The 24704-nt window shown below is 54.0% G+C and carries 18 protein-coding genes and 1 tRNA gene; 10 read left to right on the top strand and 9 right to left on the bottom strand.

Annotated elements, in window-relative coordinates:
* Window positions 1-370 precede the first annotated feature (370 nt).
* The 4 genes from KR51_RS06920 to glpK form a co-directional block, all read right to left on the bottom strand.
* Entirely contained in the window at window positions 371-1111 is a 741-nt protein-coding gene (locus tag KR51_RS06920) for an ABC transporter ATP-binding protein (protein WP_022606233.1), read from the bottom strand.
* On the bottom strand, window positions 1112-1918 hold the full coding sequence (locus KR51_RS06915) for an ABC transporter permease (RefSeq protein WP_022606230.1): 807 nt from the start codon (window positions 1916-1918) through the stop codon (window positions 1112-1114).
* Window positions 1919-2708: 790 nt separating this feature from the next.
* A tRNA-Val gene (locus tag KR51_RS06910) sits at window positions 2709-2780 on the bottom strand.
* Window positions 2781-2880: 100 nt separating this feature from the next.
* On the bottom strand, window positions 2881-4395 hold the full coding sequence (glpK, locus tag KR51_RS06905; protein WP_040655470.1) for a glycerol kinase GlpK: 1515 nt from the start codon (window positions 4393-4395) through the stop codon (window positions 2881-2883).
* 434 nt (window positions 4396-4829) lie between these two features.
* Here glpK and KR51_RS06900 point away from each other — a divergent pair, with 434 nt between their 5' ends.
* The gene (locus tag KR51_RS06900; RefSeq protein WP_051358102.1) at window positions 4830-5132 is read left to right on the top strand and encodes a hypothetical protein; all 303 of its coding nucleotides are present in this window, start codon (window positions 4830-4832) and stop codon (window positions 5130-5132) included.
* A 255-nt stretch (window positions 5133-5387) separates the two neighbouring features.
* Window positions 5388-6308 (top strand): homoserine kinase, encoded by a 921-nt coding sequence (gene thrB / locus KR51_RS06895; RefSeq protein WP_022606227.1) that lies wholly within the window; start codon window positions 5388-5390, stop codon window positions 6306-6308.
* A 215-nt stretch (window positions 6309-6523) separates the two neighbouring features.
* Here thrB and KR51_RS06890 read toward each other — a convergent pair whose 3' ends face one another.
* The 4 genes from KR51_RS06890 to phnC form a co-directional block, all read right to left on the bottom strand.
* Window positions 6524-7534, bottom strand: a complete 1011-nt coding sequence (locus KR51_RS06890; protein WP_022606226.1) for a phosphonate dehydrogenase — start codon at window positions 7532-7534, stop codon at window positions 6524-6526.
* Window positions 7531-8340 (bottom strand): phosphonate ABC transporter, permease protein PhnE, encoded by an 810-nt coding sequence (phnE, locus tag KR51_RS06885; RefSeq protein ID WP_022606225.1) that lies wholly within the window; start codon window positions 8338-8340, stop codon window positions 7531-7533. Before phnE ends, KR51_RS06890 begins: the two co-directional genes overlap by 4 nt.
* A gap of 346 nt (window positions 8341-8686) precedes the next feature.
* Window positions 8687-9625 (bottom strand): phosphate/phosphite/phosphonate ABC transporter substrate-binding protein, encoded by a 939-nt coding sequence (gene phnD, locus KR51_RS06880; protein WP_022606224.1) that lies wholly within the window; start codon window positions 9623-9625, stop codon window positions 8687-8689.
* Between the two features lie 85 nt (window positions 9626-9710).
* Complete coding sequence (gene phnC, locus KR51_RS06875) at window positions 9711-10475, bottom strand: phosphonate ABC transporter ATP-binding protein (RefSeq protein WP_022606223.1); 765 nt, start codon at window positions 10473-10475, stop codon at window positions 9711-9713.
* Between the two features lie 1991 nt (window positions 10476-12466).
* Here phnC and KR51_RS06860 point away from each other — a divergent pair.
* The 5 genes from KR51_RS06860 (at window position 12467) to rpoD (ending at window position 18641) form a co-directional block, all read left to right on the top strand.
* On the top strand, window positions 12467-13384 hold the full coding sequence (locus tag KR51_RS06860; RefSeq protein WP_022606221.1) for an amino acid ABC transporter substrate-binding protein: 918 nt from the start codon (window positions 12467-12469) through the stop codon (window positions 13382-13384).
* Between the two features lie 584 nt (window positions 13385-13968).
* Window positions 13969-15174: a glutathione S-transferase family protein gene (locus tag KR51_RS06855; protein ID WP_022606219.1), complete on the top strand. Its 1206-nt coding sequence runs from the start codon at window positions 13969-13971 to the stop codon at window positions 15172-15174.
* A 76-nt stretch (window positions 15175-15250) separates the two neighbouring features.
* Window positions 15251-16051: an ABC transporter permease gene (locus KR51_RS06850; protein ID WP_022606217.1), complete on the top strand. Its 801-nt coding sequence runs from the start codon at window positions 15251-15253 to the stop codon at window positions 16049-16051.
* 221 nt (window positions 16052-16272) lie between these two features.
* Window positions 16273-16932, top strand: a complete 660-nt coding sequence (locus tag KR51_RS06845; protein WP_022606215.1) for a polysaccharide deacetylase family protein — start codon at window positions 16273-16275, stop codon at window positions 16930-16932.
* A gap of 581 nt (window positions 16933-17513) precedes the next feature.
* Window positions 17514-18641: an RNA polymerase sigma factor RpoD gene (gene rpoD, locus KR51_RS06840; RefSeq protein ID WP_022606213.1), complete on the top strand. Its 1128-nt coding sequence runs from the start codon at window positions 17514-17516 to the stop codon at window positions 18639-18641.
* Between the two features lie 978 nt (window positions 18642-19619).
* Here rpoD and KR51_RS06835 read toward each other — a convergent pair.
* A complete protein-coding gene (locus KR51_RS06835) occupies window positions 19620-20654 on the bottom strand; it encodes a GntR family transcriptional regulator (protein WP_022606211.1) in 1035 nt (344 codons plus the stop codon).
* Between the two features lie 26 nt (window positions 20655-20680).
* Here KR51_RS06835 and KR51_RS06830 point away from each other — a divergent pair, with 26 nt between their 5' ends.
* The 3 genes from KR51_RS06830 to KR51_RS06820 all read left to right on the top strand — a co-directional run bounded on the left by KR51_RS06830 (window position 20681) and on the right by KR51_RS06820 (window position 24099).
* Window positions 20681-20923: a hypothetical protein gene (locus tag KR51_RS06830; protein ID WP_198016716.1), complete on the top strand. Its 243-nt coding sequence runs from the start codon at window positions 20681-20683 to the stop codon at window positions 20921-20923.
* Window positions 20916-22961 carry a molecular chaperone DnaK gene (gene dnaK, locus KR51_RS06825; RefSeq protein ID WP_022606206.1) on the top strand — a complete coding sequence of 682 codons (2046 nt, stop codon included), beginning with the start codon at window positions 20916-20918 and terminating at the stop codon, window positions 22959-22961. Before KR51_RS06830 ends, dnaK begins: the two co-directional genes overlap by 8 nt.
* A gap of 124 nt (window positions 22962-23085) precedes the next feature.
* On the top strand, window positions 23086-24099 hold the full coding sequence (locus KR51_RS06820; RefSeq protein ID WP_022606203.1) for a DnaJ C-terminal domain-containing protein: 1014 nt from the start codon (window positions 23086-23088) through the stop codon (window positions 24097-24099).
* The last annotated feature ends 605 nt before the right edge of the window (window positions 24100-24704 follow it).

Here is a 24704-nt window from a genome sequence, read left to right as displayed (position 1 = left end):
AAGTCGCATCGCCATCACGTTTCTAGTCATGAATCTGGAGCGCTGGCTCCAGCGCCAGCTCCTTTTGTGGCTTTGGACAAACTGGCTAAGGAGAAAACAGGTCTTGGAGAGATTTCTGAAGGGGGTAGCCGCTCAACTCGTCACCGAATTAGACGCATGGCTTCCGAGAGTCTCTTGACAGTCACCATCCCTTAGTCCGGCATTTTGACTATCCTTGGTCTCCCTTTCATCTTTTTCAGCAAGCCCTATTTACTCACGAGTAAACATTTTCCTAGCAAGGTGTCCATTCCTATTCAGAACCTACAGAAAACAGAGTAGGTCGATGCCGAGTCATAGCTATATAGAGAAACCTATTTGAAGAAAGCTACCTCTAAACTCTCTCGACTTCAGCTAAATAACGTTCGACTGTTTCGTCCACACTGCCAGTAAATGCGATTTTGCCATGCTCTAACCAGACTGCTCGCTGGCACCACTGCCGTATGAATTTAAGATCGTGAGAAACCACGATAATCGTGACGTTCTCTGCCCAGAACTTCTCGATGCGCCGGCGACACTTTTTGCGAAATTGTGCATCTCCTACGGACAGCACTTCATCGAGTAATAAAATATCTGGACGTACGTCAGTCGCAACGGCAAAACCCAAACGCGCTTTCATTCCTGAAGACAAGGACTTTACCGGTGCAAACGCATAGTCTTCTAACTCGGCGAAGTCGAGAATTGATGGTAGACGGCGCCGCATTTCCCGACGCGCAAATCCCAACATGACGCCGTACATGATAACATTGTCGGAAACACTCATACTTGCATCAAATCCAGCACCCAGCTCGATTAGTGGAGCAAGGTTCCCCGAGACTGATACCTTCCCACCCGTTGGTTTCAAAATCCCACAGATAACCTTCAGAAGGGTTGATTTGCCGGAACCATTTGCTCCGACAATGCCAACTCGATCGCCAGCTCTCAGCGTTAAATTTATGTCGCTGAGAACGAGCTTGCGATTGGGGTGACGATACTTGCCCTCTAATAGAGATATGAGACTCGTTTTGAAATCGTAGGAAAACTCCTCCTGAGTTCTTCGATAGAGAGATACCCGATCCAAGCGAATTACTTCCATCTACAACAAGTCCATGAAATGCGGGCGCAACCGCCCGAACCAGATCCATCCGAGGATGGCGACAACAAGGCTACTCAGCACCGTTCCCAGTATGAGATTGAGGTCGGGTGGATCTCCTGAGAGCGTAATCTGCCGGACGCTTTCAATAACCTGTGACAGAGGGTTTAATACAATGAAAGGTCTGAGCCTCTCGGGAACAATCTCTACCGGGTAAAAGACAGGAGTTGCAATTCGCAAAGCATAAATCGTGACTTGATAGAGGTGGGGGGTGTCGCGGAAGAAAACGAATGTTGCACTAAGAAAATAGCCGACCCCGCTACTCACGAGTATCAAGGCTATTACTGGGAAAATCAATGCAAAAACATTCACAATGCTTTGCGATCGCCAAATGGTTACTATCGCGAATAAAGGTAAAGTTGCAACTGAAAACTGAAAAATGTTTGCGGCTATTGCTGCTGAAGGAAAAACGCTAACCGGTAAGTAGATTTTGTTGAGCAGTCCACCATTGGAAACAACGCTGTTGAGCGCCTGAGACGTCGCCGCAGAGAAGAAATGAAAGATTGCCAGTCCGGTGAAAGCTGCAAGAATATAATTAATAATTGAATTATCAAAATGTTCTGCAAAAGCATTGCCCAAGACAGCCGTGTAAATACCAGCCATGATCATAGGATTGAGGAGGGACCAGAAGATCCCTAGGGAGGAGCCTCTGTAACGCCCCTTGAGGTTTCTCTCAACTAAAGTCCCCATCAACTCTCTGTAATGTCTGAACTGAGACCACTTCAAATTCTTCGGAGCTGACACGTTCATAAATTTATCGAGATGACCTGGGATGGCACCCAATTATATCTCAAGCCCCCAAGCGCCCGAGAAATATGGGGGTGAAGCCTGTCAGCTTAGCATCTTAGCAATTCAGGCAGCACCTTTTCGCGGGCATCGACCTTACTGCCGACACTGCTCACCCGATGTTAACGATGGATAGGACTTTATCCAACTCGACAAAATCGCTTCGCGCTTGTGGCAGGTTTACCGCAGTTTGGCGAATTCTGGTAACAAGATAATGGTGTCCCAGTCCGTCACTGACGTGTCGTGGAGGCGATGCAATTATGCCCAAGTGCCGGGCTCCAGCCCCTCAACCAGTTGCAGCGGAACGGGACTTGCGGACCGAGGATAACTGCACTTGGGATAAGCTGAATTCGTTCTCTGTAGGTATGCCCGCCAATTTGAGGTCGGCGTCGATTTCAGCGCTAGATGCTGCACTCAAGCGTGGCCGAGTCCTTCTACCCAATCGGGGAACATCAGCTTAACCAGATCCCTGAAGGCCTACATTACCGGTTTGGAGGAGTTTAGTTTAGGTGAGTGAATATTTGGGAATGGTATGAGCCTTTAATACTTTCCGTTCCCGGTGCAAGCGAGCCCAGTTCGGCAGAAGTCCAGCCGTTGCAGATCGCAACTGTCTACCTCGGTCCGCTAAAGATAGGACTCTCCGATTGTTAGCCCTGTAGGGGAAACATTCGAGTCTCCTTTAGAAGCCAGACACGAGACCAAAAGACTTGCGAGACTGAACGGGACACCACAATTGAATAAGCGGTGATAAAGATGGGCGATACTGGATTTGAACCAGTGGCATCCTGCTTGTAAGGCAGGCGCTCTACCGCTGAGCTAATCGCCCGTGGATCGGGGTTGCTAAACCTACTCTTATGAGAATAGCCAAAAAGTGACGCGATCGCTATAGCTCCACCCAAACTGCGCGATCGCTTCGCCTAATACCCCTACATAGCCCAGTTCTTGGCGCGTTCTACCGCACGCTGCCAGTCGGTAAAGTTGCCTTGGGCTTGCGTACTCCCTGCTCCCGGTTCGAAGACGCGATCGACTTTGCGCTGGTGCACTAGCATGCCGTAGTCGTCCCAGGAGCCGGCTGCCAGGCCCGCTCCGAAGGCCGCACCCTGTGCAGTGGCGTCCAGAATTGCCGGTCTTTCCACCGGAACGCCTAGAGCATCTGCTTGAAACTGCATCAAGAAATTGTTTTGGGACGCACCGCCATCGACTTTCAGGCGGCTGATGGGAGTATCGCCATCGCGGTTCATGGCATCGACCACTTCCTTGACCTGGTAGGCGATCGCCTCCAACACCGAGCGCACGATGTGTTCGCGCCGAACGCCGCCCGTAATGCCGACGAAGGCTCCGCGCGCGTTCATATCCCAATGAGGAGTGCCCAATCCGCTCAATGCCGGGACAAAATATGCGCCGTTGGTATCGTCAACCTTTAGCGAGAGCGGTTCCGTTTCGGGTGCCGAGCGAATCAGCTGGAGTCCGTCGCGCAACCACTGAATGCAAGCCCCGGTCGTAAACATCGCACCTTCGAGGGCATAGTTGGCCTGCAGTTGCCCGTCCTTGGATTGCGTCCACGCCACCGTTGAAAGCAAGCGATTGCGCGATCGCGTGAGTTCGCCACCCGTTTGTGAAATCAGGAAGCAACCCGTCCCGTAAGTACACTTAAGCATCCCGGGTAGATCGCAACCGTGAGCGAACAAGGCAGCTTGCTGGTCGCCGAAGATCGCCGTAATCGGAATTGGTATACCGAGGATTTCCTCGTCGAGCGTGCCGAAGTCGCCCATACTCGGACGGATTTCGGGCATGAAGTGCGGGGGGATGCCAAACAAGGCCAGCAGCGAATCGTCCCATGTGGCGTCGGCCAAGTTCATCAGCATTGTGCGACTGGCATTGCTGTGATCGGTGGCGTGAACGTTTCGACCGGTCAGGTTCCAGAGCACCCAGGTATCGATCGTTCCGGCGAGAATGTTGTCGAGGTTCGTCTCGGGGTGGTTTGCCTTAACCCAATCGAGCAGCCAAGCAATTTTCGTTGCCGAAAAGTAGGCGTCGAGGACTAAGCCGGTGCTGTCCTCGAGTCTATCGGCAGCACCCATCTCGACAAGCTTGCGGCACATATCTGCCGTGCGGCGATCTTGCCAAACAATCGCGTTGTGCAGCGGCCGACCGGTCGTTTTATCCCAGAGCAAACACGTTTCGCGCTGGACTGTTAAGCCAATTGCCGCGATCTCTTTAGGGGCAACGCCGGTGCTGCGGAGCACTTGCTGCATGGAGCTGCGCGTATCTTGCCAAATCTCCATCGGGTCGTGTTCGAGCCAACCCGGATGGGGATAATACTGAGTCAACTCGCCGTAAGACTGACCGACGACACCGCCGTTTGCATCGAACAGGATGGCGCGGTTACCAGTTGTACCGAGATCGAGGGCAAGGACGTATTGCTTTTTATTCACGGTTATCTGTAATACGTTTCTGCATTTTTTTAGTCCTATCCCTATCCGGAGGGAAACGCAACCCCAAGCCAAGATCTCATGTAAACACATACGCCGAATCTCGACTCGATTTTCGAGATGTGCGCGGCTCGATGTGGGTTCGCTAAGAACATAGACCGGGTTCCACCGCGTTAGATCGCCGCGACCTCCTTGACTGCTGTGAATTCGAAATTAGTATGCGCTTGCTCAGCAGGCAATCGCGGTTTGTTGGGAAGCGTCACTGATATTGGCTTGAGGTCCTTATGTTTGCAAAGAATGTGGTGCGATGCCCCCTGCTCTAGCCTACGTAGGGCATTCGACTGGCGGACTGCCGCAACCCACTGCAACTCTCGAGAGGCGACTCGTAAACAATGAATTTGGTAGGATTGTGACAAATTCGGTAGGGGGAACGAGCGATGCGAATGTCCGACGCACCTTCGTCGCTAGTCGATCTCGGCAACGGCATCAAAGCCCGCACTGCAATCCCCGAGAGCGATCGCGCGGCGTTACGATCCGGCTTCGCGGGCTACCCGCCCAACCCTCGCTGGAGTGCTGCAAAGCATTGTGCTTGGCGGACGGGCACGCGGTGGCGTTCGGCTTTGCAAACTGGAGACCTCGTCGTGCGTTCGCGCGATGCTCTGCTTGTAAACCCAGCGGAAGTTAGCAAGCTTCAGCCGACCCACTCGTTACCAGCTCTGCCGTTGCACCAACGTCAAACGCCCTAACACCAAGGCTAGCTCGGGCAAACACAGACAGATTTCCATGCCATGACCGAAAAGCGTTTCAGCAACCTAGAGTACTGGAACATAGCTCTCTGTTCTCAACAAGTCCATTTCGAGCCGCGCTAGTGCAAAAATCGAGCTGAGATTCCTTGGATGCGTATGCCCCAATACGTCAGTTGATGGGCTCCCAAACCGGCACCGGCAGGGGCTAAAATCGCCTGTAGACCTTCCTATTTTGCGGGCAATTACAAGCCGACAATGACCTTCGCTCCCTTCGCCGCAACCGTCCCAGCGACAACGGCTAACCTCGGCCCGGGTTTCGATTGCCTGGGGGTTGCGCTCCAGCTATACAACAAATTTTTGTTCGCACCGGCTAGCAAGACGAGTATTTGCGCGATCGGTCCGGAAGCCGATCGCGTTGCTACTGACGAACGTAACTTGTTGTACCGCGCTTACCGGCGGTATTTCGACGAACTCGGTTGGGAGACACCGCCGATCGCGATCGAAATTCGCATGGGGGTACCGCTGGCGCGAGGACTGGGCAGTTCGGCCACCGCGATCGTTGGCGGGCTAGTGGCAGCCGATCGCATTGCTGGCTCGCAGCTGAAGTCCGACGAACTCGCAGATATGGCAACCGCGATCGAAGGGCACCCCGACAACGTCGTGCCGGCATTGTTCGGCGGCTGCTGCCTGAGTGCTAGCGACGATACTGGAACAACTACCTGCCAGTTGCCCTGGCACGACACGATCGTTCCGGTGGTTGCCATTCCCGATTTCGAACTTTCGACCGCTGCCGCACGGGCAGTGCTACCTGACGAATTCAGCCGCGCCGATGCAGTATTCAACGTCGCGCATTTCGGCATGCTGGTGCGCGGGCTGGCAACCGGCAACGGCGATTTGGTGCGCGTTGGTATGAGCGATCGCTTGCATCAGCCCTATCGATTGCCGCTGATAAGCGGTTGGGAGCAAGTTCGGTCGGCCGCCCGTGCGGCTGGAGCTTGGGGGGTAGCAATTAGCGGCGCCGGACCGACATTACTTGCCTTAACCCCCAGCGATCGAGCCCCTGCAGTGGCTGACGCGATGGCCGTCGCTTGGCGTGCAAAGGGTATTGAGGCGATCGCGCGCCCGCTAGCCCTCGATCGCCGCGGTGCCTCCGCATGCGCTAGTGCCGGCGAGTGAACATACACGGAAGCGGACTGCAATTGGCCGGTCAGTCGCAATAGGGGGGGATCTACTGTTTGGGAAATGCTGGCAGAAGCCTATCATCCAGATAATAAGCCAAAAGCGCTTTTTACCAAATCAAAAAAAGCGAGTGAATGCAGTTTTCAGAGCTATGTCATTTAGCTAAGGGAAAAGGCAACCAAGCGCCATACCGCCAAAGACAGTACGCACATTTATTTATTGATTTGATTTACAGCCCCTCGCGGGATATCTCCTCGTAACGCCTGCAGTAGATTCATAGCTGCTTCCATAGCAATTTCAAATCGTATTTCTTCAACAGCAGAACCTAAATGAGGTGTGAAGAATGTTTGATTCTGATTCTGTAGCAATCGAGGTTCAATGCTTGATGGTCGATCGCAGCGAGTCCAATCTTCCATTTCAAAGACATCTGCAGCGTAGCCAGCCAAGTGGCCGCTGGCTAACGCGTCAGCAACTGCCTTTTCATCAACCACAGAACCTCGGCAAGGATTAATCAAAATGCTACCGGGTTTCATACAAGCAATCCTCTCGCGATTAATTAAATGGAATGTGTCCGGCTGTAGTGGCACCATTAACACGACATAATCACTGCTCTCTAAAAGTTCTGCTAAAGGAGCAGCTTCAATCTGCCACATTTTTTCCAATTCGGCAGAGAGAGGAACAGGGTCTGCATACAGTAAATGCATTTGGAAACCTTGCAGTCGCTCGGCTAGGGAGCGGCCTAGTTTTCCCATGCCGACGACACCAAGGGTTTTATTTGTCAACCCCTTACCATAGAGAATAGGACGCCAACCAGGAAATTTACCATGACGAATCAATGCATCACCTTCCAAAAGCCGGCGGGCTAAACCAATTAGAAGTCCAATAGTTAGTTCAGCCGTTGGGGCTGCTAATAGATCGGGAACTATCGTGAACCAAATCTGGCGATCGCTACAGGACTCTACATCAAAATTGTCATAGCCTCGTAAGGCTCCAGCAATGACCTTCAATTGAGGACAACTATCGAGGAAAGTCTTGTCAATCGAATCGGGCATGAAAACCATCAGCCCGTCTGCATCTCGCGAACGTCGGCAAATTTCATCGCGAGATAAGGCTTCACGAGTTGTGTTGGCAACTACAGTACAAGTTTCACTAAGAAGTTGTATGACCTCGTTATGGACCCAATGTGTGAGTACGACTTTGGGACGATTGGGAACATCACTCATTTCACAAAACCCTTGCGAAGATAGTTGCTCAATCCATCAACAATTGTAACCATCACAAGAACAACGATGAGAAGTGCCGACACCTGTTGATATTTTAAGATCCGCAAGGCACTGATTATTTCTAGGCCAATTCCACCGGCACCCACTGCGCCCAGAACCATTGAGGCACGGAAGTTATATTCCCACCGATAAAAGGTGACGTCAGCCATCTGAGGGAAAACCTGTGGCAAAATGCTATGAACGATGACTTGTGGTTCAGTAGAACCTGCTGCACGAGCTGCTTCTACGGGGGCAGGATTACAAAGTTCAATTGACTCAGCAAAAAACTTCCCAAGCATCCCCACAGAGTGAAGACCAAGAGCCAATGTACCCGGCAGTTTACCGAAGCCAACCGCGGCCACCAAAATCATTCCCAGGATGAGTTCGGGAATAGCTCGAGTCACATTCAAAACGGTACGAGCAACATGAAAAATGATTGGATGTGGTGTTGTATTTCGAGCTGCCAAAAGACACAAGGGCAGCGACAGTGCCACAGCAATGGCAGTCCCAGCCACACTCATAGCCAGAGTATCAACGATAGGTTCTATCCAATTTGGAAAGCGGCTGAAGTCTGGGGGAAGCATTTCGGAAAGTAGTGTTACAATTGCTGGAATGCCGTCTGCCATGCGTTCAATATCAAACAGCTCCACAACTGCAAAACTGATAAAAACAACTCCCAGTATTAACAACACGCGAATTAGCTGCTGGTTCCATTGTCGTCGTTGCTGGCGAAGGATCGCGGTGTAGCTTGCCTGGTTTTCATTCATTACCAAAACCTCTTGCATAAGGTCAAATGGACAGTCACAAGATGATAAAAGAATCAGCTGCTTCTGAAGTAGAGCTAGTTATCTTACAGAAATATATTCTGGAACTTCTCGAGTTTTCTTTTGCTTACCGCCTACTGCCAAAGCGAAGCTAGAAGCCTGTAGTCAATTGTCTTCTCCCAGGGAATTAACTCTACCTCGAGTTAAGGATTAAAATATTGGGTACCTCGAAAAATCTCTGGAGTGTGAAGCACCGGCAGCTGAAATGCCCAGGCTGCCGGGTCGATCTTCAGCCTTGAGCAAATTAATTCAAGTGCCCTACTGTTGAATATCTTTGAGAGCGAGTGATTTATTGGACAAATTCCCCGAGGTCTAATCCTAGGGTTGTCCCTGCTTGGCGGATACCGTCGTAGTCTGTATCGCTCACCTCCGCAAAGCCGTCAGCTTTGAATGGTTTCAGTACAGATTCATCATTCAACTCTAAGAAGGTGACGCGAATATTCTCCTTGAGTTCTGATGACAAGTCTGTTCGCATAGTCCAAGGGTACTGAGGAATGGGAGCCGATTCAGCAATAATCGTGACTTTGGTAGGATCGACACTACCTTTTTCAACAAGTGAATCAAAGATCGGACGACTGAGCCCCCCTGCCTGAGCGTTTCCGTTCTGTACGGCTAGTGCCACAGCATCATGAGCACCCAAGAACACAGCTTCGTAATCTTCCCCAGATATAAGTCCTGCTTCAGCTAAAGTTAGTTCGGGAAACAGACGGCTAGACGTTGAGGCCGGATCTCCAAAGGCTACTGTGGTTCCTTTGATATCCTCGAACTCATCAATACCTGCTTCGGCATTACCGATAACGATGGAGGTGTAAGTGGTAGAACCACCTTTCAGGCGAGCAGCGAATGGCTCAATATCGCTCTTTGTTTTCGCCAACACATAGGAGAGAGGACCGAAATAAGCGAGATCCAATCGCCCATTGCTCGCAGCTTCAATCATAGACGAGTAGTCAGTGGTTACAACAAGTTCGATATCTTTTCCGAGCTCTGTTTCTAGGTGATATACCAGTCCTTCATTATCTTGAATGATGCTGGCAGCATTTTCGTCGGGCAGTAGGGCAACTATTAGTTTCTTTGGGTTGTCGCCCACTGATTCTAAGGCCGCTGTATTTTGACCAGCCGTTTTTTCTCCCTGATTTGTCGTTGAGCTTGGGTTGTTGCAACCTACCAGCCCAATAAGTCCTGACAAACAGAAGCCGATAATTCTGTGCTTAAAACTGATACCGACCATTTCACTTCATTCCTTCAAAATTGTAATTGTTGAGCAAACAGAAACTGTTGTCGGAAACCAAGTTGTGCAAATTTGGACGCTGAACTTACATCACAGGTTCCAAGGACCGCTTGGTATAAATCTCATCGAGATGTTGATGATGTAGTGCTGAAGGAGAGCCATCAAAAATAACGCGACCATTGGCTAATCCAATGATGCGATCGCCATACTGTTTGGCAAATTCCAATTGGTGCAAGCTCAATAAGGCAGCAATACCTTCGCTTTTGCAAATATCTCGTAGCAAGGCCAGTACTTGATGAGCACTAGTAGGATCGAGGCTGGCAATGGGTTCATCTGCAAGCATAAGTCGTGGTTTCTGAGCCAAAGCGCGTGCGATACCAACGCGTTGCTGCTGACCTCCACTGAGAGATTTAACAGGAGTCAAGGCTTTATCAATTAAGCCAACCCGTTTCAAGCAATCTAAGGCAATTAGTTGATCGAGCTTAGGCAGTGGCAGCAAGCTTTTCCAAAAGGAGTGATAAGCAAGTCGTCCCATCAAAACATTTTTCAACGCTGAATAACGTTCGATCAACTGATGTTGTTGGAAAATCATTCCAGTCCGCTTTCGATGCAGACGCAGTGCAGAGGGCTTGGTTAGCTCTCCAACTCCCTCTACAGTTACTTTGCCATGAGTTGGTAGTCGAAGGTGGTTCAGAGTTCGGAGCAATGTCGACTTTCCTGCACCGGAAGATCCTAGGACGATTGCAAACTCTCCTCGTTTTAATTGAAGTGAGACTGATTCAAGCGCAACAACCCCATTGTCATAAACCACTCCCACTCGATCGAGACTAACAACAGCACTCGTATCCATTATCGAACCAAAAAATTAAATAATCCAACAACTTACAAACCAAGTTCGAACGAACAGACAACTCGCATTATCTCAAAGACGGGTTTGCTAATGGTTAAGATCGGATTAATATTCGGTATCGGTAGAACTCGAGTACTAGAGAAGGACTTCCTGGGCACCCCTGTAGCCATACCTTTTCTTCTTGTCCCAACACCTTCCTGTGAAGCTTGATTGACTGAAAAAATGCTGCCGAGCAGGGCAAGCCCTTGCCTTGTAGGGAATTATGCCCCACTGAAAACCCCGACGCTGAGTCAGCATCGTCAAAGTTGGGCACTGCTCCGACTCGATGAGGCTGTGAAAACAGCTCCGATCCACTAGGATGCCTTTCACGCCTTGCTTCGTCAATTAGCAGCTTGGTCTCACCTTGCCCAACTCAATTGCCACAGGTTGCTGAATGCTTGTCGCACGCCTGTAGACAGATGAAGTCAACCCGTTCCGATGTCTGCCTTACCTCACTTGTTGCTGGCGCAATGCTCAGGGCGGTTCACTTTAGTCCGATGCAGCGCTCGAACCATTATTCCGAACCCACCAAAGATTTGGTGCTTGGGCTACTTCTCCGAACCTATTCGCTAGCACGGACACCGCCACGGCAAGCAATTTCACCATTGCAAAGACTGCAACTGCAAATTTATTTATTAATACACCCTAAGGAGGTACCCATCCTGGGTCCGACGGCGGGACTGCCTGCAGCGATATCTCCTAAGCCGGAGCTTCCGTAGCATCGGACGCTCTGAATGTTTTTGCTTTAAAGCAGTCATCAAATGGGTTCGCTAGATGACAGCAGATTTGTCGGACTTGGCAGCCGAGATGCCCCAAACCGAGATTAGAGATCTCTGGGAACTCCAGGTGTTTGGGGTATGAAAAAAGAGGGCTCTGGACTGTCGCCAACCACAAGCAACCGGGGAGTGCGGCGTTTACCGCGAAGGACTGCAGCAGCGGGACGTTTGAGCCGCCATGGGAGCGAGTGCAGGGATGGGATTGCTTCTGGTGGGTGAATGATGGCTTCGGGATCTACAAGAGATTCATCGACGCGGTAAGCCACGAAGTGAGCCAGACGTATATGAAGCGGGTGGAAGGCGAGACCACGAGCCTGAAGCACAAGTGCCTGTGGTAATCGAAATCGGAGGCAATGCTCAGGCTATCGGTGAGAAATCGCGGCAGAAATTGCGCCACTGCGAGCTTCCGATTTGTGGGAAACCATCCCGTGTTCGTGCAACATCAGGAGCATGTGGCGCAGTTTTTTGACGATTCCGAGGAGATTCGTCGGGTCACATCTACAAGTCGAATGCAACTGGGTCGCTGAACCATCGCTGCGGAAGGGGCTAAAGACGAAGGAGTTGTTTCCATCAGTGGAGGTGGCGTTTAAATTGCTCTCCCTGGCAATGAAGAATATCGCCTAGAAATGGGCAAGGCCGATTCACCATTGGAAGGCAGCCCTGGCTCGATTTGCCATCGAGCATCCCGATTGTTTTTGGATCGAGGTTTACCCGCTAACTCAAAAATCTTGAAAATCCCGGAAAATCTTGAAAATCCCGGCAGGCACCCTCGGTCTGTCCTCTCTCAGTCCGGCCTTCCCATATTACATTGCCCTCCCCTGGTGGGTAGCGCATAAGATAATGTAGTACACATTTATTGGTTTAAATCCCCGCAATACTCAATGCGTTCAACTTCAGGGGCACCTCGAAAATTTGCTGGATTGTAGCGTACCGGCGGCTGAAATGCTCTTGCTGCCGTGCCGACCTTCGATCTTGAGCAAGTTATTTGAAGTCCCCTCAAGTTAATGCGGTTATTCGGCTTGGGGAACAATCGTTGGCGACACTGTGCATACCGAAACAGTTTGCACTCGCGCGATCGAAACACAATACGGTAGTCTCTCGCCTCGAATCACAACTGAATTGACCGCTAAATTAGGTGCATAGAATCTTCCGAAACCTTGCAAAGTGCTGTCAACGATGTCCGAATACCCGAACCACGTGCCTACTGTCCCGAATTGCTCCCCCCGCTCGGCGATCGTCTCGTTAACGCCAGTCGCGCTAGCTAGGAAGCTCTTGGTTTTGGGGCTACTCGGACTGGGTATCAGCACGGCAATCGTGCAGCCGGCTGCAGCCGGCACCGTCCTCGATCGCGTACTGAAGACCGGCGTCCTCAACGCCGGCGCGCGGCAAGCAGCTGTCCCCTTCGGATATCTCGAAGCCGACGGCACCTGGAGCGGTTATTCTCTTGACCTGTTAAACCTAATCCGCGATCGCCTCGAACGTCGCATCGACCGCCCCATCCAGCTCCAGCTCGAACTCGTGACAGTTGCCGATCGTTTCAAGCGGGTGCGCAGCGGCGAACTCGCGATTGTCTGCGGTGCTACCAGCATCACCGCCCCACGCTTGGAATTTACCAACTTCTCGGTCCCGTTTTTCGTAACCGGTACGCAGTTTTTACTGCTGACAGAAAACATCGACTCGTTCGACTTCCAAGGCACCTTGACCGGTGTCTCGATCGCATACATTCCAGGAACCACTACCGATAGAACTATCCGCCAAGTTTACCCCGGTGCTAATTGGCACCCCGTCAGCAACCGCCCGGAAGCTATGGAGCTACTCATTCGCCATGACATTCGCGCGATTGCCAGCGACGGTATCTTGCTCACCGGTGAAACCCGTCGACCCGAACATGGCGAATTTGACTTCGTACTTGCCCCTTCGCAACCGATGACTACCGAAATGTACGGCTGCATCCTGCCTCAGGACGACCCCGCCTGGAAAACACTCGTCGACAGCGCGATCGCCAGCGAGGCCAATCGACAACTGCAATCCGACTGGTTCAACCCCGACACCGGTCGCTACCCCTATCCCTGGCACATCTGGCAAGCAGATTGAGCGGCATGAAGCATTCGCCCCCCGAACCGACGCCAATGGAGCTAGCGTCCCTTCCTCCATCGAAAGTTGCCTTCTATTCAGAGCGAGCGATCAGTTGAAGGCATACTGGTTTTCATCAACAAATACCAAATCAATAGTCGGCCAAATCAAATCAACTACTAAGAGAAAATCTTCGATCCCAAATCAAGCAGATGTTTTTTTGATTGACCCCCAATCGAAAACCTTCAATACACATCAATTAAAACCAATTTCTTGGGACAGGAATCCTTCGCGGATTTTGACAGTACTCCCAAAACGGCACTGCTGTTTGTCCGCGATCGTCTCGAGTTCAACTTTTGGGTCAACCTGAAGGGAGATGCTCGTGCTGGTTTGGGAGCGCGGCTAAGCGCGGGGTCTGCACCTGTTCCAACCTCGACGTGCAGGACTGCCACGGATGTTGGTGCGAAGGGGGTTTGATATTCAATCGGGCCGCCCGCTGGCATGCCGATTGCCCTTGACTCAGCACATGTAGGTCCTCGTCCTCCAGTTTTTTCGGCTACCTTTAAATCTCGGAGGATCTGTAGCGTCAACGCTCGCTCCCTTTTATGAGCAATTTGCCTCTTTCTTGGGCCGACCTAGAAGCCCGAACCAGCTACCAACTCGATCCCGTCAATGGGGCTACCAATTCCCAGTCCTGTCTCCGACCCTTTGGCGCTCCTGAAAAGGGTATCCGGGTGACTCTTTATCGAGATCGCCATGCTTGGTGTCCCTACTGCCAGAAGGTCTGGCTCTGGCTAGAAGAACAGCAAATTCCCTATCGCATCGAAAAGGTGACGATGTTTTGCTACGGCAAAAAGGAGGCGTGGTACAAACGCAAGGTCCCCTCGGGAATGCTGCCCGCCTTGCAACTAGACAATCGCCTCGTCACCGAAAGCGACGAAATCTTGCTAGCCCTCGAAGAAGCATTTCATCCCCTGAGTCGCAGTATTTTAGACAGCGATGTCTTGGTCCTGCGACGCCTCGAGCGCGAGCTGTTCCGTGCCTGGTGCTCCTGGTTGTGTCGTCCAACGCGATCGCCCCGAGCGGAACGCGCCAACCGCGACCAATTTACTGTTGTCGTCGAGCAGGTAGAAGCAGCCCTGCAGCAAACCCCCGGTCCTTATTTCCTTGAGGAGTTTGGCATCGTCGATGTCATTTTTGCCCCTTACGTGGAGCGCATGAACGCGAGCCTGTACTACTACAAAGGCTATTCCCTAAGGGAGGCGAATCCCGCCCTCGGAGTTTGGTTTGATGCGATGGAAAGCCGCCCCACCTATCGCGGGACCCAAAGCGACTTTCATACCCACGCCCACGACCTCCCGCCGCAAATGGGAGGCTGTTATGGAAACGGCGAGCCCGCTGCGATCGCGAACATGCAACAGGTGGATCGCGGGCCTTGGTTCGGTCTTCCGGATGCAACCTATCCCGAACCTGCCACCTCACGCCAAGAAGCCCTGTCGAGGGTGCTCAAACATCGCGCCAACCTCATTCGCGTCAATCCTGCCACCGACGCGATCGTGGATGAAGCCCTTCGCTGTGCGCTAACCTACCTGATTGCCGAGGTTCCCTGTCGCCCGCCCGCAGGCTCGGATATTGCCCTGCGCTATTTACGAGATCGTATCAGCGTGCCTCGTGATATGTCCGTCCATGCCGCCAAACGCCTGCGGGCTGCCCTAGAAGCAACGGCTGCCCTCGCCGGCGATCGCCAAGGTCCACCCATTCCCATCCACCACCGGCGGGACCAAGACCCCACCAACTTTGCTGAGGTTTGACGGCAAAGAGCAATCTTGATTGGCGCTCCGCGGTAAGCTCGGGATAGCTGAGCGATTGCGCCAACCCTGCCTCCCTATGCCCGCGTTTTTTCTTGCTATCTTCCGCAAGGCCCGCGCCCTACTGACGACCTACTACGCCTACATGCTCGAGTACCGTGCAGAGCTGTGGTTCTGGGTACTGTCGAACTCGCTGCCGATCGTCATGCTCGGTGTTTGGACGCAAGCTGCCACTAGCGGTCGCTTCCCGCTCGACGCGCAGCATTTCGCACGCTATTTCCTCAGCGTGTTTATCGTCCGACAGCTCACCATCGTTTGGGTCATTTGGGAATTCGAACGCGAGGTCGTCCAGGGTCGACTGTCCTTCCGGCTGCTCCAGCCTCTCGATCCGTTCTGGGTATATATCTCCAGTCACATTGCCGAGCGCTTCGCGCGCCTCCCGTTTTGGTTGGCGCTGATTGTCTTATTCTGCTGGCTGTACCCCCAAGCAGCGTGGTGGCCTGGCACGCTGAAGGTGTTGGGGTTCCTGGGCATCGTCGCGCTCGCCTTCACACTTCGCTTTTTGCTGCAGTACACGCTAGCAATGCTGGCATTCTGGACCGAGCGCGCCAGCGCCCTCCAAGATTTCTTTTTCTTGTTCTACTTATTTCTGTCTGGCGGGCTCGCACCGCTGGAAGTTTATCCGCCGCTCGTCCGCGCGATCGCACATTGGACGCCTTTTCCTTACGTACTACACCTACCCGCCGCTTACCTCATCGGGCTGCCAGTCGATCTCGTTCGTGGCATCGGCGCGATGATCGCGTGGTGTGCGCTGTTGTTGATTCTCAACCGCTGGCTGTGGCGGCGAGGCTTGCGACACTACTCTGGAATGGGTGCTTAGCTTGCGCGTGCATTATATGGAGAGAAGCACCCGCGCTATACTTGGCTCCTTGAAAGGACCTTTTGCACTGCTAAGCGGACGATTGTGGCCGCGTCGATTCGACACCTGGCAGGCGCGATGGCGACGGATAGGGAGCCTGAAAAGTCAGGTTCGTACGCCTTGCTAGCATCGCTGGCGCGTGACGATTGATTGCGGATGAGCGATTTACTCCCGATTCTGCCGTGCAACTCGCCCCGCTCTATCCTTGGCTTTATCGTCTGCTTGCTCCCAGCTTTCCCCACTGTCTGTGGCGCGGTCCGAACGATCGTCCTATCATCGCGCTGACGTTCGATGACGGGCCCCATCCCATTTACACGCCACAACTGCTTGCCGTCCTCGATCGTTATTGCGTTCCGGCAAGTTTCATCTGGCTGGGCGCTTGCGTGCGCCGGGCTCCCCACGTCGCCCGCGCTGTTAGCGATCGCGGTCATTGGATCGGACTGCATGGCGACACACACCGCGCCTTTATCCGCTTAAATTCCGTACAGCTCCGTCAGAGTCTGGACGCCACGCGCGCGGCAATTGTCGCCGCTTGTCCGCAGCTCAACGATAATCAGCTGCGCGACGTGCGCCCGCCCAATAGCTTATTCCTTCCTCAAACCTTAAGATTGTTGCGTGCCTGGCATTATCGTCCGGTAATGTGGACGGTCGTCCCTGAAGATTGGGAGCGACCGGGTTGCGATCGCGTCTGCCAGCGAGTACTTCTGCGCGCCTGTAACGGCGCGATCGTGGTCTTGCACGACGGCGTCTGTGGCGGTCAAGACATTGCAGCAACTGTGTCCGCCCTCATTCCGGCACTCCGAGCGCGCGGCTTCTCCTTCACCACACTTGCCGATTTTTGAGCGCTGCAAGCGACAACCTGTGCGCAACAAAACGTGCCAATCTTACTGTTAGCGGTGAGCCAGCTCGTGATGATATGCTCGCGTTTCAACCACCCTCGTGAAGACGGTCTTAATTACAATTGGGACGTTCTGGAATTGCAGCATTTTTGCAACTCTAGCTTAGTATTGAGGCAAGCCAAGAAGAGCAACTGCATCGCTCCCCTGCCAGATTCGGCACCGCGCGTCTGCGTGAAGGCAATGGGCAGAAACGAGCGAAGACACAGTAGCAGGTTGAGTCGGACTGAGGAGCAATCGCGCACGCACCAACCCTAGAATTCGTATGAATGATTTTCACCGCAATTGCACGTTCGCAAACTAATTGGATTTAAGAAGCTACAATCGGATGGGTTCTCGCTGAGAGTGCCCCCAGACCTTGCCCCCGAAGCGGGTGCGAACTGTTGTTGCAAGTCGGCACTGAGGGCGCGCGCGCCGGGGCATCAGTGTTGTAGGAAAAGTACTGTTTTAGTGCGGACCGTTGCAGCAGCGATCGCCCTTCCCCCCACCCATTGGTCTCGCACAGAAGGAGCTAAGAGGAAAACGGCATGACGCAGGTAAAGGACGTACTCACTATGGATCAGCCGACGACCGAGTTGGAACTCCTGATCGACCAAGAGGCGGACGATTCCGGTAGCGACCACTCCGATGCAGGCGATACTAGCTCCGCGACCCGCGCCAAAGCAACGCGCGCCGCAACCGGTCGCCGCGATCAAGCCAAGAAAAAATCCTACACCGAGGATTCAATCCGCCTTTACCTGCAAGAAATCGGTCGCATTCGGCTGCTGCGTGCCGATGAAGAAATCGAGCTCGCGCGGAAGATTGCCGAACTCCTCGAGCTCGAACGCGTTCGTGCCGACATGATGGAAACCCTCGAACGCGAACCCAGCGATCGGGAGTGGGCTGAGGCCGCATTGATGCCGCTGCGGGAGTTTCGCAGCAAGTTGCTCGTCGGGCGGCGCGCGAAGGAAAAGATGGTGCAGTCGAACCTCCGCCTCGTGGTGTCGATCGCCAAGAAGTACATGAATCGAGGGCTGTCGTTCCAAGATTTGATTCAGGAGGGCTCGCTCGGTCTGATTCGCGCTGCCGAGAAGTTCGATCACGAGAAAGGCTATAAGTTCTCCACCTATGCCACGTGGTGGATACGCCAAGCCATTACTCGCGCGATCGCCGATCAATCGCGAACCATCCGCCTGCCGGTCCATTTGTACGAAACAATTTCGCGTATTAAGAAGACAACCAAAATCCTGTCTCAGGAGATGGGTCGCAAGCCGACTGAGGAAGAGATTGCCGAGCGCATGGAAATGACCATCGAGAAGCTGCGCTTCATTGCTAAGTCCGCGCAGCTCCCGATTTCCCTGGAAACGCCGATCGGCAAGGAAGAGGACTCGCGGTTGGGAGATTTCATCGAAGCCGACGGCGAAACGCCTGAGGACGAGGTTTCGAAGAACTTGCTGCGCGAAGATCTTGAAGACGTACTCGATACCCTCAGCCCCCGCGAGCGAGACGTTCTGCGCCTGCGTTACGGTCTTGAGGACGGTCGCATGAAAACCCTTGAAGAAATCGGACAAATTTTCAACGTGACGCGCGAACGCATCCGTCAGATTGAAGCCAAAGCCCTCCGCAAGCTGCGCCACCCCAACCGCAACAGCATCCTCAAAGAGTACATCCGCTAGACGCAACGACCTGGCGCGACCTCAGCGGCAGCCCACTCGTAGCAACTGTGCCCGAGCAAATCACCCGGGCACTTTGTGTATTCTTTTGTTAAGAGCAGCTCCTTTGCTATGAGGAGCGCGTCTCCCCACGCAGGTTGCACGCTGCCCTTCGCAGCAATGGACCCGAAGCGGTGCGCGCCAGTAGACGCTCCAGAGGTGGATGGACATCCCAATGCAGCGGTATCTAGCAGTTGTGGAGCTGGCGCGAACCTTTCAAGCCCGAAAAAGTACGTGCATCGAGACTTCCATTCAGGATCAGGAAGTTGTTCAGATACTCCCTTCCGTTGCCATACCAAATCCGCCAGAACACTATCAGAGTCAGATTGCAGCAATGCCTGCAGGATAGTTAGGGCTTGCTGAAAAAGGCTGAAATCCCTGCAATGAAAGGATCTCAGCGTTTTCTACGCCAGATAAAGTGCAAATTTATAGGCACCAGAGCCTCAAACCCCTTGCAATATGGCCGAGAATCCGAGGCAAAAAGCTGGAGCTAGATGGTAAAAGCTTGATTCCATAAGCTCTCTGCCTCCTAAATTCGTTTCCTGGACTTTTTCGGCAAACCCTAGTTATCTGAAGATTCACTTAAGAAATTTAATTTCGCAGATTCGCAGATCTGAGATCGGCTCGGGTTTGGGATGTCCTCGCCGACCCTTCAGCGGCTTCGTGCAAGCCTATTCAACACGCGACCCGGTTCAACTAAATCGCGCGCGATATAAGCACAATTAATTAGGGCTTGCTGAAAAAGGCTGGAACCCCTGTAATGAAAGGATCTCAGCGTTTTCTATGCCAGACAAGTGCAAGGTTATAGGCACCAGAGCCTCAAAACCCTTGCAATTGGGCCGAGAATCCGAGGCAAAAAGCTGGGGCTAGATAGTAAAAGCCAGATTCCATAAGCTCTCTGCCTCCTAAATTCGTTTTGTGGACTTTTTCAGCAAACCCTAATTAACCCAAGTGCAGCTGTGATTCATCTGTTGGCTGCGATTCCTCTCTCAGCTTTTCCCCCAATCCCAACTCTCGCTTGAGCGTATCGATCGATTTTTGACCGATATAGCTTTCGCTACACATAATTTCGGGCGGGCGAATTAAATCTTCGCGTGCCGACTCGATCGCCTGTCGAACCCGCGCATAGCTGGCACGATCGCAGACAATCGTCCGTGCCGTCCGTACGAGGGCATTGAGTTTGTAAGCATCGCTGGCCTGGGCGGTCATCACAAGCAAGTCATCCCCGCGCAGGCTGTGAATAATGCGCTCGGCCGGACGCAGAAATCCCGAGCTGATGCTGACAATCCCCAGGCGACTGTGCTGCGGCAACTGAGCAATTGTCGCGATTTCCTCGGCGTAATCGTGGATATCCACCGGAATGGCCCGCACAGAAAGCGGTACGGCGATCGCTTCGGCTTGACCGATAAAATAGCGGCTAGTGACCACTGTCGCCGAGTCCGTCTCTTCCAAGACCCTTGCCAATTCTTCCATTGGCACTAGTTCTACCGGTACGCCTAAGGACGGCGCAAGATCTTGCAGCATCAATTCCCCTGCCCCGAGGTCGCTGCGCGGCACCGTTACCAAGACCCGCGCAGAACAGCGCAAACGCCATTCGATCTCGGTTAAAAACAACCTACGAACTTGCCGTAGCGAACAGCCACGCGCAAGCATCTGGTCGATACTAGTCTGGACCAGTTCGAAGGCGTCAGGGAATTGCTCCAACACCGGCGATGGGCGTTCCGCACCACCCTCATGTCCCTGCGCGCGCACGTAAATGCCCGAGCCGGCATGAGACGCTACCAGTCCGGTTTCTTCGAGCTGGCGGTAGATTTTACTGATCGTGTTGCGATGCAACCCCGTGATCGTTGCAAGCTGGCGCGTACTCGGCAGTCGGTGACCCGGTGGGAACTGCCGCGAGGCGATCGCAAACTGGATTTGGTCGAAGAGTTGCTTCGACGCAGGAATCTCGCTGTCCGGCTGTATGTGAAACTGCACGGTGCTCCCGGAGCCGCCAAGGTGTGGTGTCGGGGCATTGCGGCGCGAGCCGCGACTCTACCCAGTGTACGTCCGGCTTGCAGCCGTTGACAGGTGTTGCATCATACGTTCTCGCGCGCGTCGTCGTGGGGGGCGGCAATCGCGACTTCGATAGAATGACCGTAGCCAGTACAATTCCCCAAACAGGAGCGCGATCGCTGGCGGCAAACGGCTTTGCGCCCGAGCGGGCGCGCGAAACATCAGGGAGCACCAAGGGCACGCATGGGTAGAGTAGTCGGCATCGACCTGGGAACGACCAACTCAGTGGTCGCCGTCACCGAAGGCGGGCGGGCGACGGTCATTGCCAACGCTGAAGGAATGCGGACCACCCCGTCCGTAGTGGGCTACAACAAGGACGGCGAGTTGTTAGTCGGACAAATGGCTCGCCGCCAGTCAATTTCCGACCCGCACAACACGTTTTTTGGCATTAAACGTTTCATCGGCCGCAACTACGACGAACTCGATGCCACTGCCAAGCGCGTTCCCTACACCATTCGCCGCGACGAGAACGGTTACGTCCGCGTGCACTGCCCGCGCCAGAAAAAAAACTTCGCGCCCGAGGAGATCTCCGCCCGCATTTTGCAGAAGCTCGCCGACGACGCTACCCGCTTCCTCGGCGAACCCGTGACGGGTGCGGTGATTACGGTACCTGCGTATTTCAATGACTCCCAGCGTCAAGCCACGCGCGATGCCGGACGCATTGCCGGGTTGGAGGTGCTACGGATTCTCAACGAACCCACGGCGGCTGCGCTGGCTTATGGCCTTGACCGAGAAGAGAATGCCACGGTTCTGGTGTTCGACCTCGGTGGCGGTACCTTTGACGTATCGGTCATGGAAGTCGGCGACGGGGTCTTTGAAGTGCGCGCTACGAGCGGCGACACGCAACTCGGCGGTAACGATTTCGATCGCCGCATCGTCGATTGGCTGGCTGAGGAGTTCCTCGCCTCCGAGGGCGTGGACCTGCGGCGATCGCGCCAGTCACTGCAGCGACTGACCGAGGCGGCTGAGAAAGCCAAGATCGAGCTCTCGGCCGTCTCAGCAACGGATATCGATTTGCCCTTTATTACTGCTACTGAGGACGGACCCAAACACTTGGAGCAGCGCCTAACCCGCGCGCATTTCGAGGGGTTGTGCGAAGACCTTATGGCGCGGCTGCGACGCCCGCTGAAGCGCGCGCTGGTGGACGCGGGATTGCGTCCGTCGGAGATTGACGAAGTGGTGCTCGTGGGCGGCGCGACGCGGATGCCGATGGTGCAAGACCTAGTCGGTAGCCTCATCAATCTTGAGCCCAACCAAAACGTCAACCCTGACGAAGTCGTTGCTGTTGGGGCGGCCTTGCAAGCTGGCGTGCTGGCCGGTGAAGTCAAAGACATCTTGTTATTGGATGTCACGCCCCTCTCCTTCGGCATCGAGACCATCGGCGGTGTGATGAAAAAGCTGATCCCGCGCAACACCACGATTCCCGTCCGGCGGTCGGACGTGTTCTCTACGAGCGAGAACAACCAAACGATGGTGGAAGTTCACGTCCTGCAAGGCGAACGCGAGATGGCGACCCACAACAAGTCTCTCGGGCGCTTCAAGCTCACAGGGATTCCCCCTGCCCCCCGTGGCGTGCCGCAAGTAGCCGTGTCTTTCGACCTCGATGCCAACGGCATCCTGCAGGTGACGGCAGTCGATAAAACCACGGGGCGCGAGCAAAGCCTGACCATTCAGGGGGCATCGCGGCTCGACGAGCGAGAAGTGGAACAGATGCTGCAAGAGGCAGCTGAAAACAGCCGCCTCGATCGCGAACGCAAAGAGCGCATCGAAAAGCGCAACCGTTCCGAAGCAGCAGCCGATGCCGCCCAACGCCGCTTGAAAGAAGTCGCGCTTGACTTCGGCAACCAGTTTGCGAGTTACTACCGCCGACGCGTGGAAACTGCGATCGCCGATCTGCGCGAGGCATTGGAGCGCGATGACGAACGCAGCATCGACCGCTCTCAAGCAGATTTGCAGGACGCGTTGTACGAACTCGGACGCGAAGTCAAGTTGCAGTATGACGACGAGGACGACGACAACCTCTTTAGCGCCATCCGCAAAACCTTTAGCGGCGATCGCGACGAGGACGACCGCTATTACTACCCGCCGACATCGTCACCGTATCAACCGCCACCCGCTCGCCGCCCGCTCGATCGCGTCGGCGACGATCGCCGCCGCGTCACTCGCCGCTATCGACCATATGACGAATACGAAAATGACTGGGATGAAGCCGATGACGACTGGTTCTAGTGAGAATTCGAGCCATCGATACTCCCGACCAAGCGCTGTCAGCCACTCGCACCGCGCGCATCTAACTTGATTAGGCTTTAGGTGACAGTCGAGAGACGCGCGATTGCCCTCCGTACGACCCACGATGCAGAACTTTCGCAATTATTACGCGATTCTCAATTTGGCCCCGGACGTGAAGCCGAACGACATTAAGGCAGCGTACCGGCGGCTAGCACGTCAGTACCATCCCGATCTCAATCCGGGCGATAAAGCATCGGAAGAGCGCTTTAAGGACATCGTCGAAGCCTACGACGTACTCGGCGACCCGACCAAGCGCGAGCAGTACGACGACCTGCGGGACTGGCACCAGCAAAACCGCCCCATGCGCGCCGGGCGTAACGGCAGAAGCACTAACGGTCAGCGTAATGGTAAAAGTCGCACCAACGGCAGCAGCCCTTACGGTGGCGACTTCAACCGCTTTACCGAGCAGGTGTTGGGACGGCGTGGCACTCGCGTGCGTTCAGATACCCGCTCTGAGGAACAGCGGCGGGTTCCCGTCGACGAGACCGATCCGTTTCGACCGGGAACGACGAAAAAGGCTTATAAAGTTCGGGCGCCTGGCAGTCCGACAACTCATGAGCGCGCGCGCGATGTGGAAGCCCGCCTATCGCTACCGCTGGAGAAAGCTTACCGCGGTGGTCGCGAGCGCATTCGCCTCGAAGACGGGCGATCGCTAGAAGTCGATATGCCACCAGGCATGACCGGCGGCCAGCAGATGCGCCTGCGCGGGCAAGGGCTGTTCGGCGGCGATTTATATTTGAACATTGACATCCAGCCGCACCCATTTTTCGAGCTCGACGGCATCGACGTATTCTGTCAGGTGCCGATTGCCCCCAGCGAAGCAGTATTGGGCGGTGCTGTAGAAGTGCCAACACTCGATGGTTTGGTCAAGATGTCGATACCGCCTGGTGTGGCCTCAGGCAAGCGCTTGAAGCTAGCGAACAAGGGGTATATTTCGGAAGATGGCGATCGCGGCGATCAACTGGTGGAAATCCAGATTGCCGTGCCGCAAGAGCTGACTGCTGAAGAACGGGACTTGTACGAGCAGTTGCGCCGCTTGGAAACGTTCGATCCACGCAAGGATGCCTTCGGACTTTAGGTAATAGGAGGCATCTTTAAGATCGATTACCTTATTAGTGCTTGCTGGATTCGTGCTTGCTGGTGACTGACAAAAGGGCGCCCCGACAAATTGCCGGATTGTGACGTATCGGCGGCTGCAATTCCCGTGTTGTTGTGCCAAGCATTGCTCTGCAGCGCATTTCTCGAATTGCCCTAAAGAGGCTGCCGAGCAGGGCAAGTCTTTGCCTTAACAAGGCATTGGGCTCGTGAAAGCCTCGACTGGAAGCTAGCAACGTCAAGGTCAGACATTGCTCCGACGCGACGACGCGGCCGGAAAACCAATCCCATCCCCTCCACCCCCCCCATATCTGGCTGGGTCAATTGGCAGCTCGATCTCACCTTGCCCACCCACCAACGGTAGCTAGATGCTCGTCGCACGGCGGCAGGCCGGAGAAGAAACCGCCGCCATCACGCTTAACCCCCTTATCGCGGGAGCTGCGGTCAGAGCAAGCTGCGCCGCCTCAAAAGCTACCTGCACAATCCGCGCATCATCGTCAATCGCCTCTTCAACCCCCTGATTCAATTAGTTTTGGCGGATTAGCACGAAGAACCCACAAACCCTAGCGTGGGTTTATCCTGAGCGAG

The organism is Rubidibacter lacunae KORDI 51-2, from assembly GCF_000473895.1.
Classification (GTDB): domain Bacteria; phylum Cyanobacteriota; class Cyanobacteriia; order Cyanobacteriales; family Rubidibacteraceae; genus Rubidibacter; species Rubidibacter lacunae.
The sequence above is the reverse complement of the archived record's forward strand: the minus strand, read 5'-3'. Positions and strand labels throughout refer to the sequence as shown.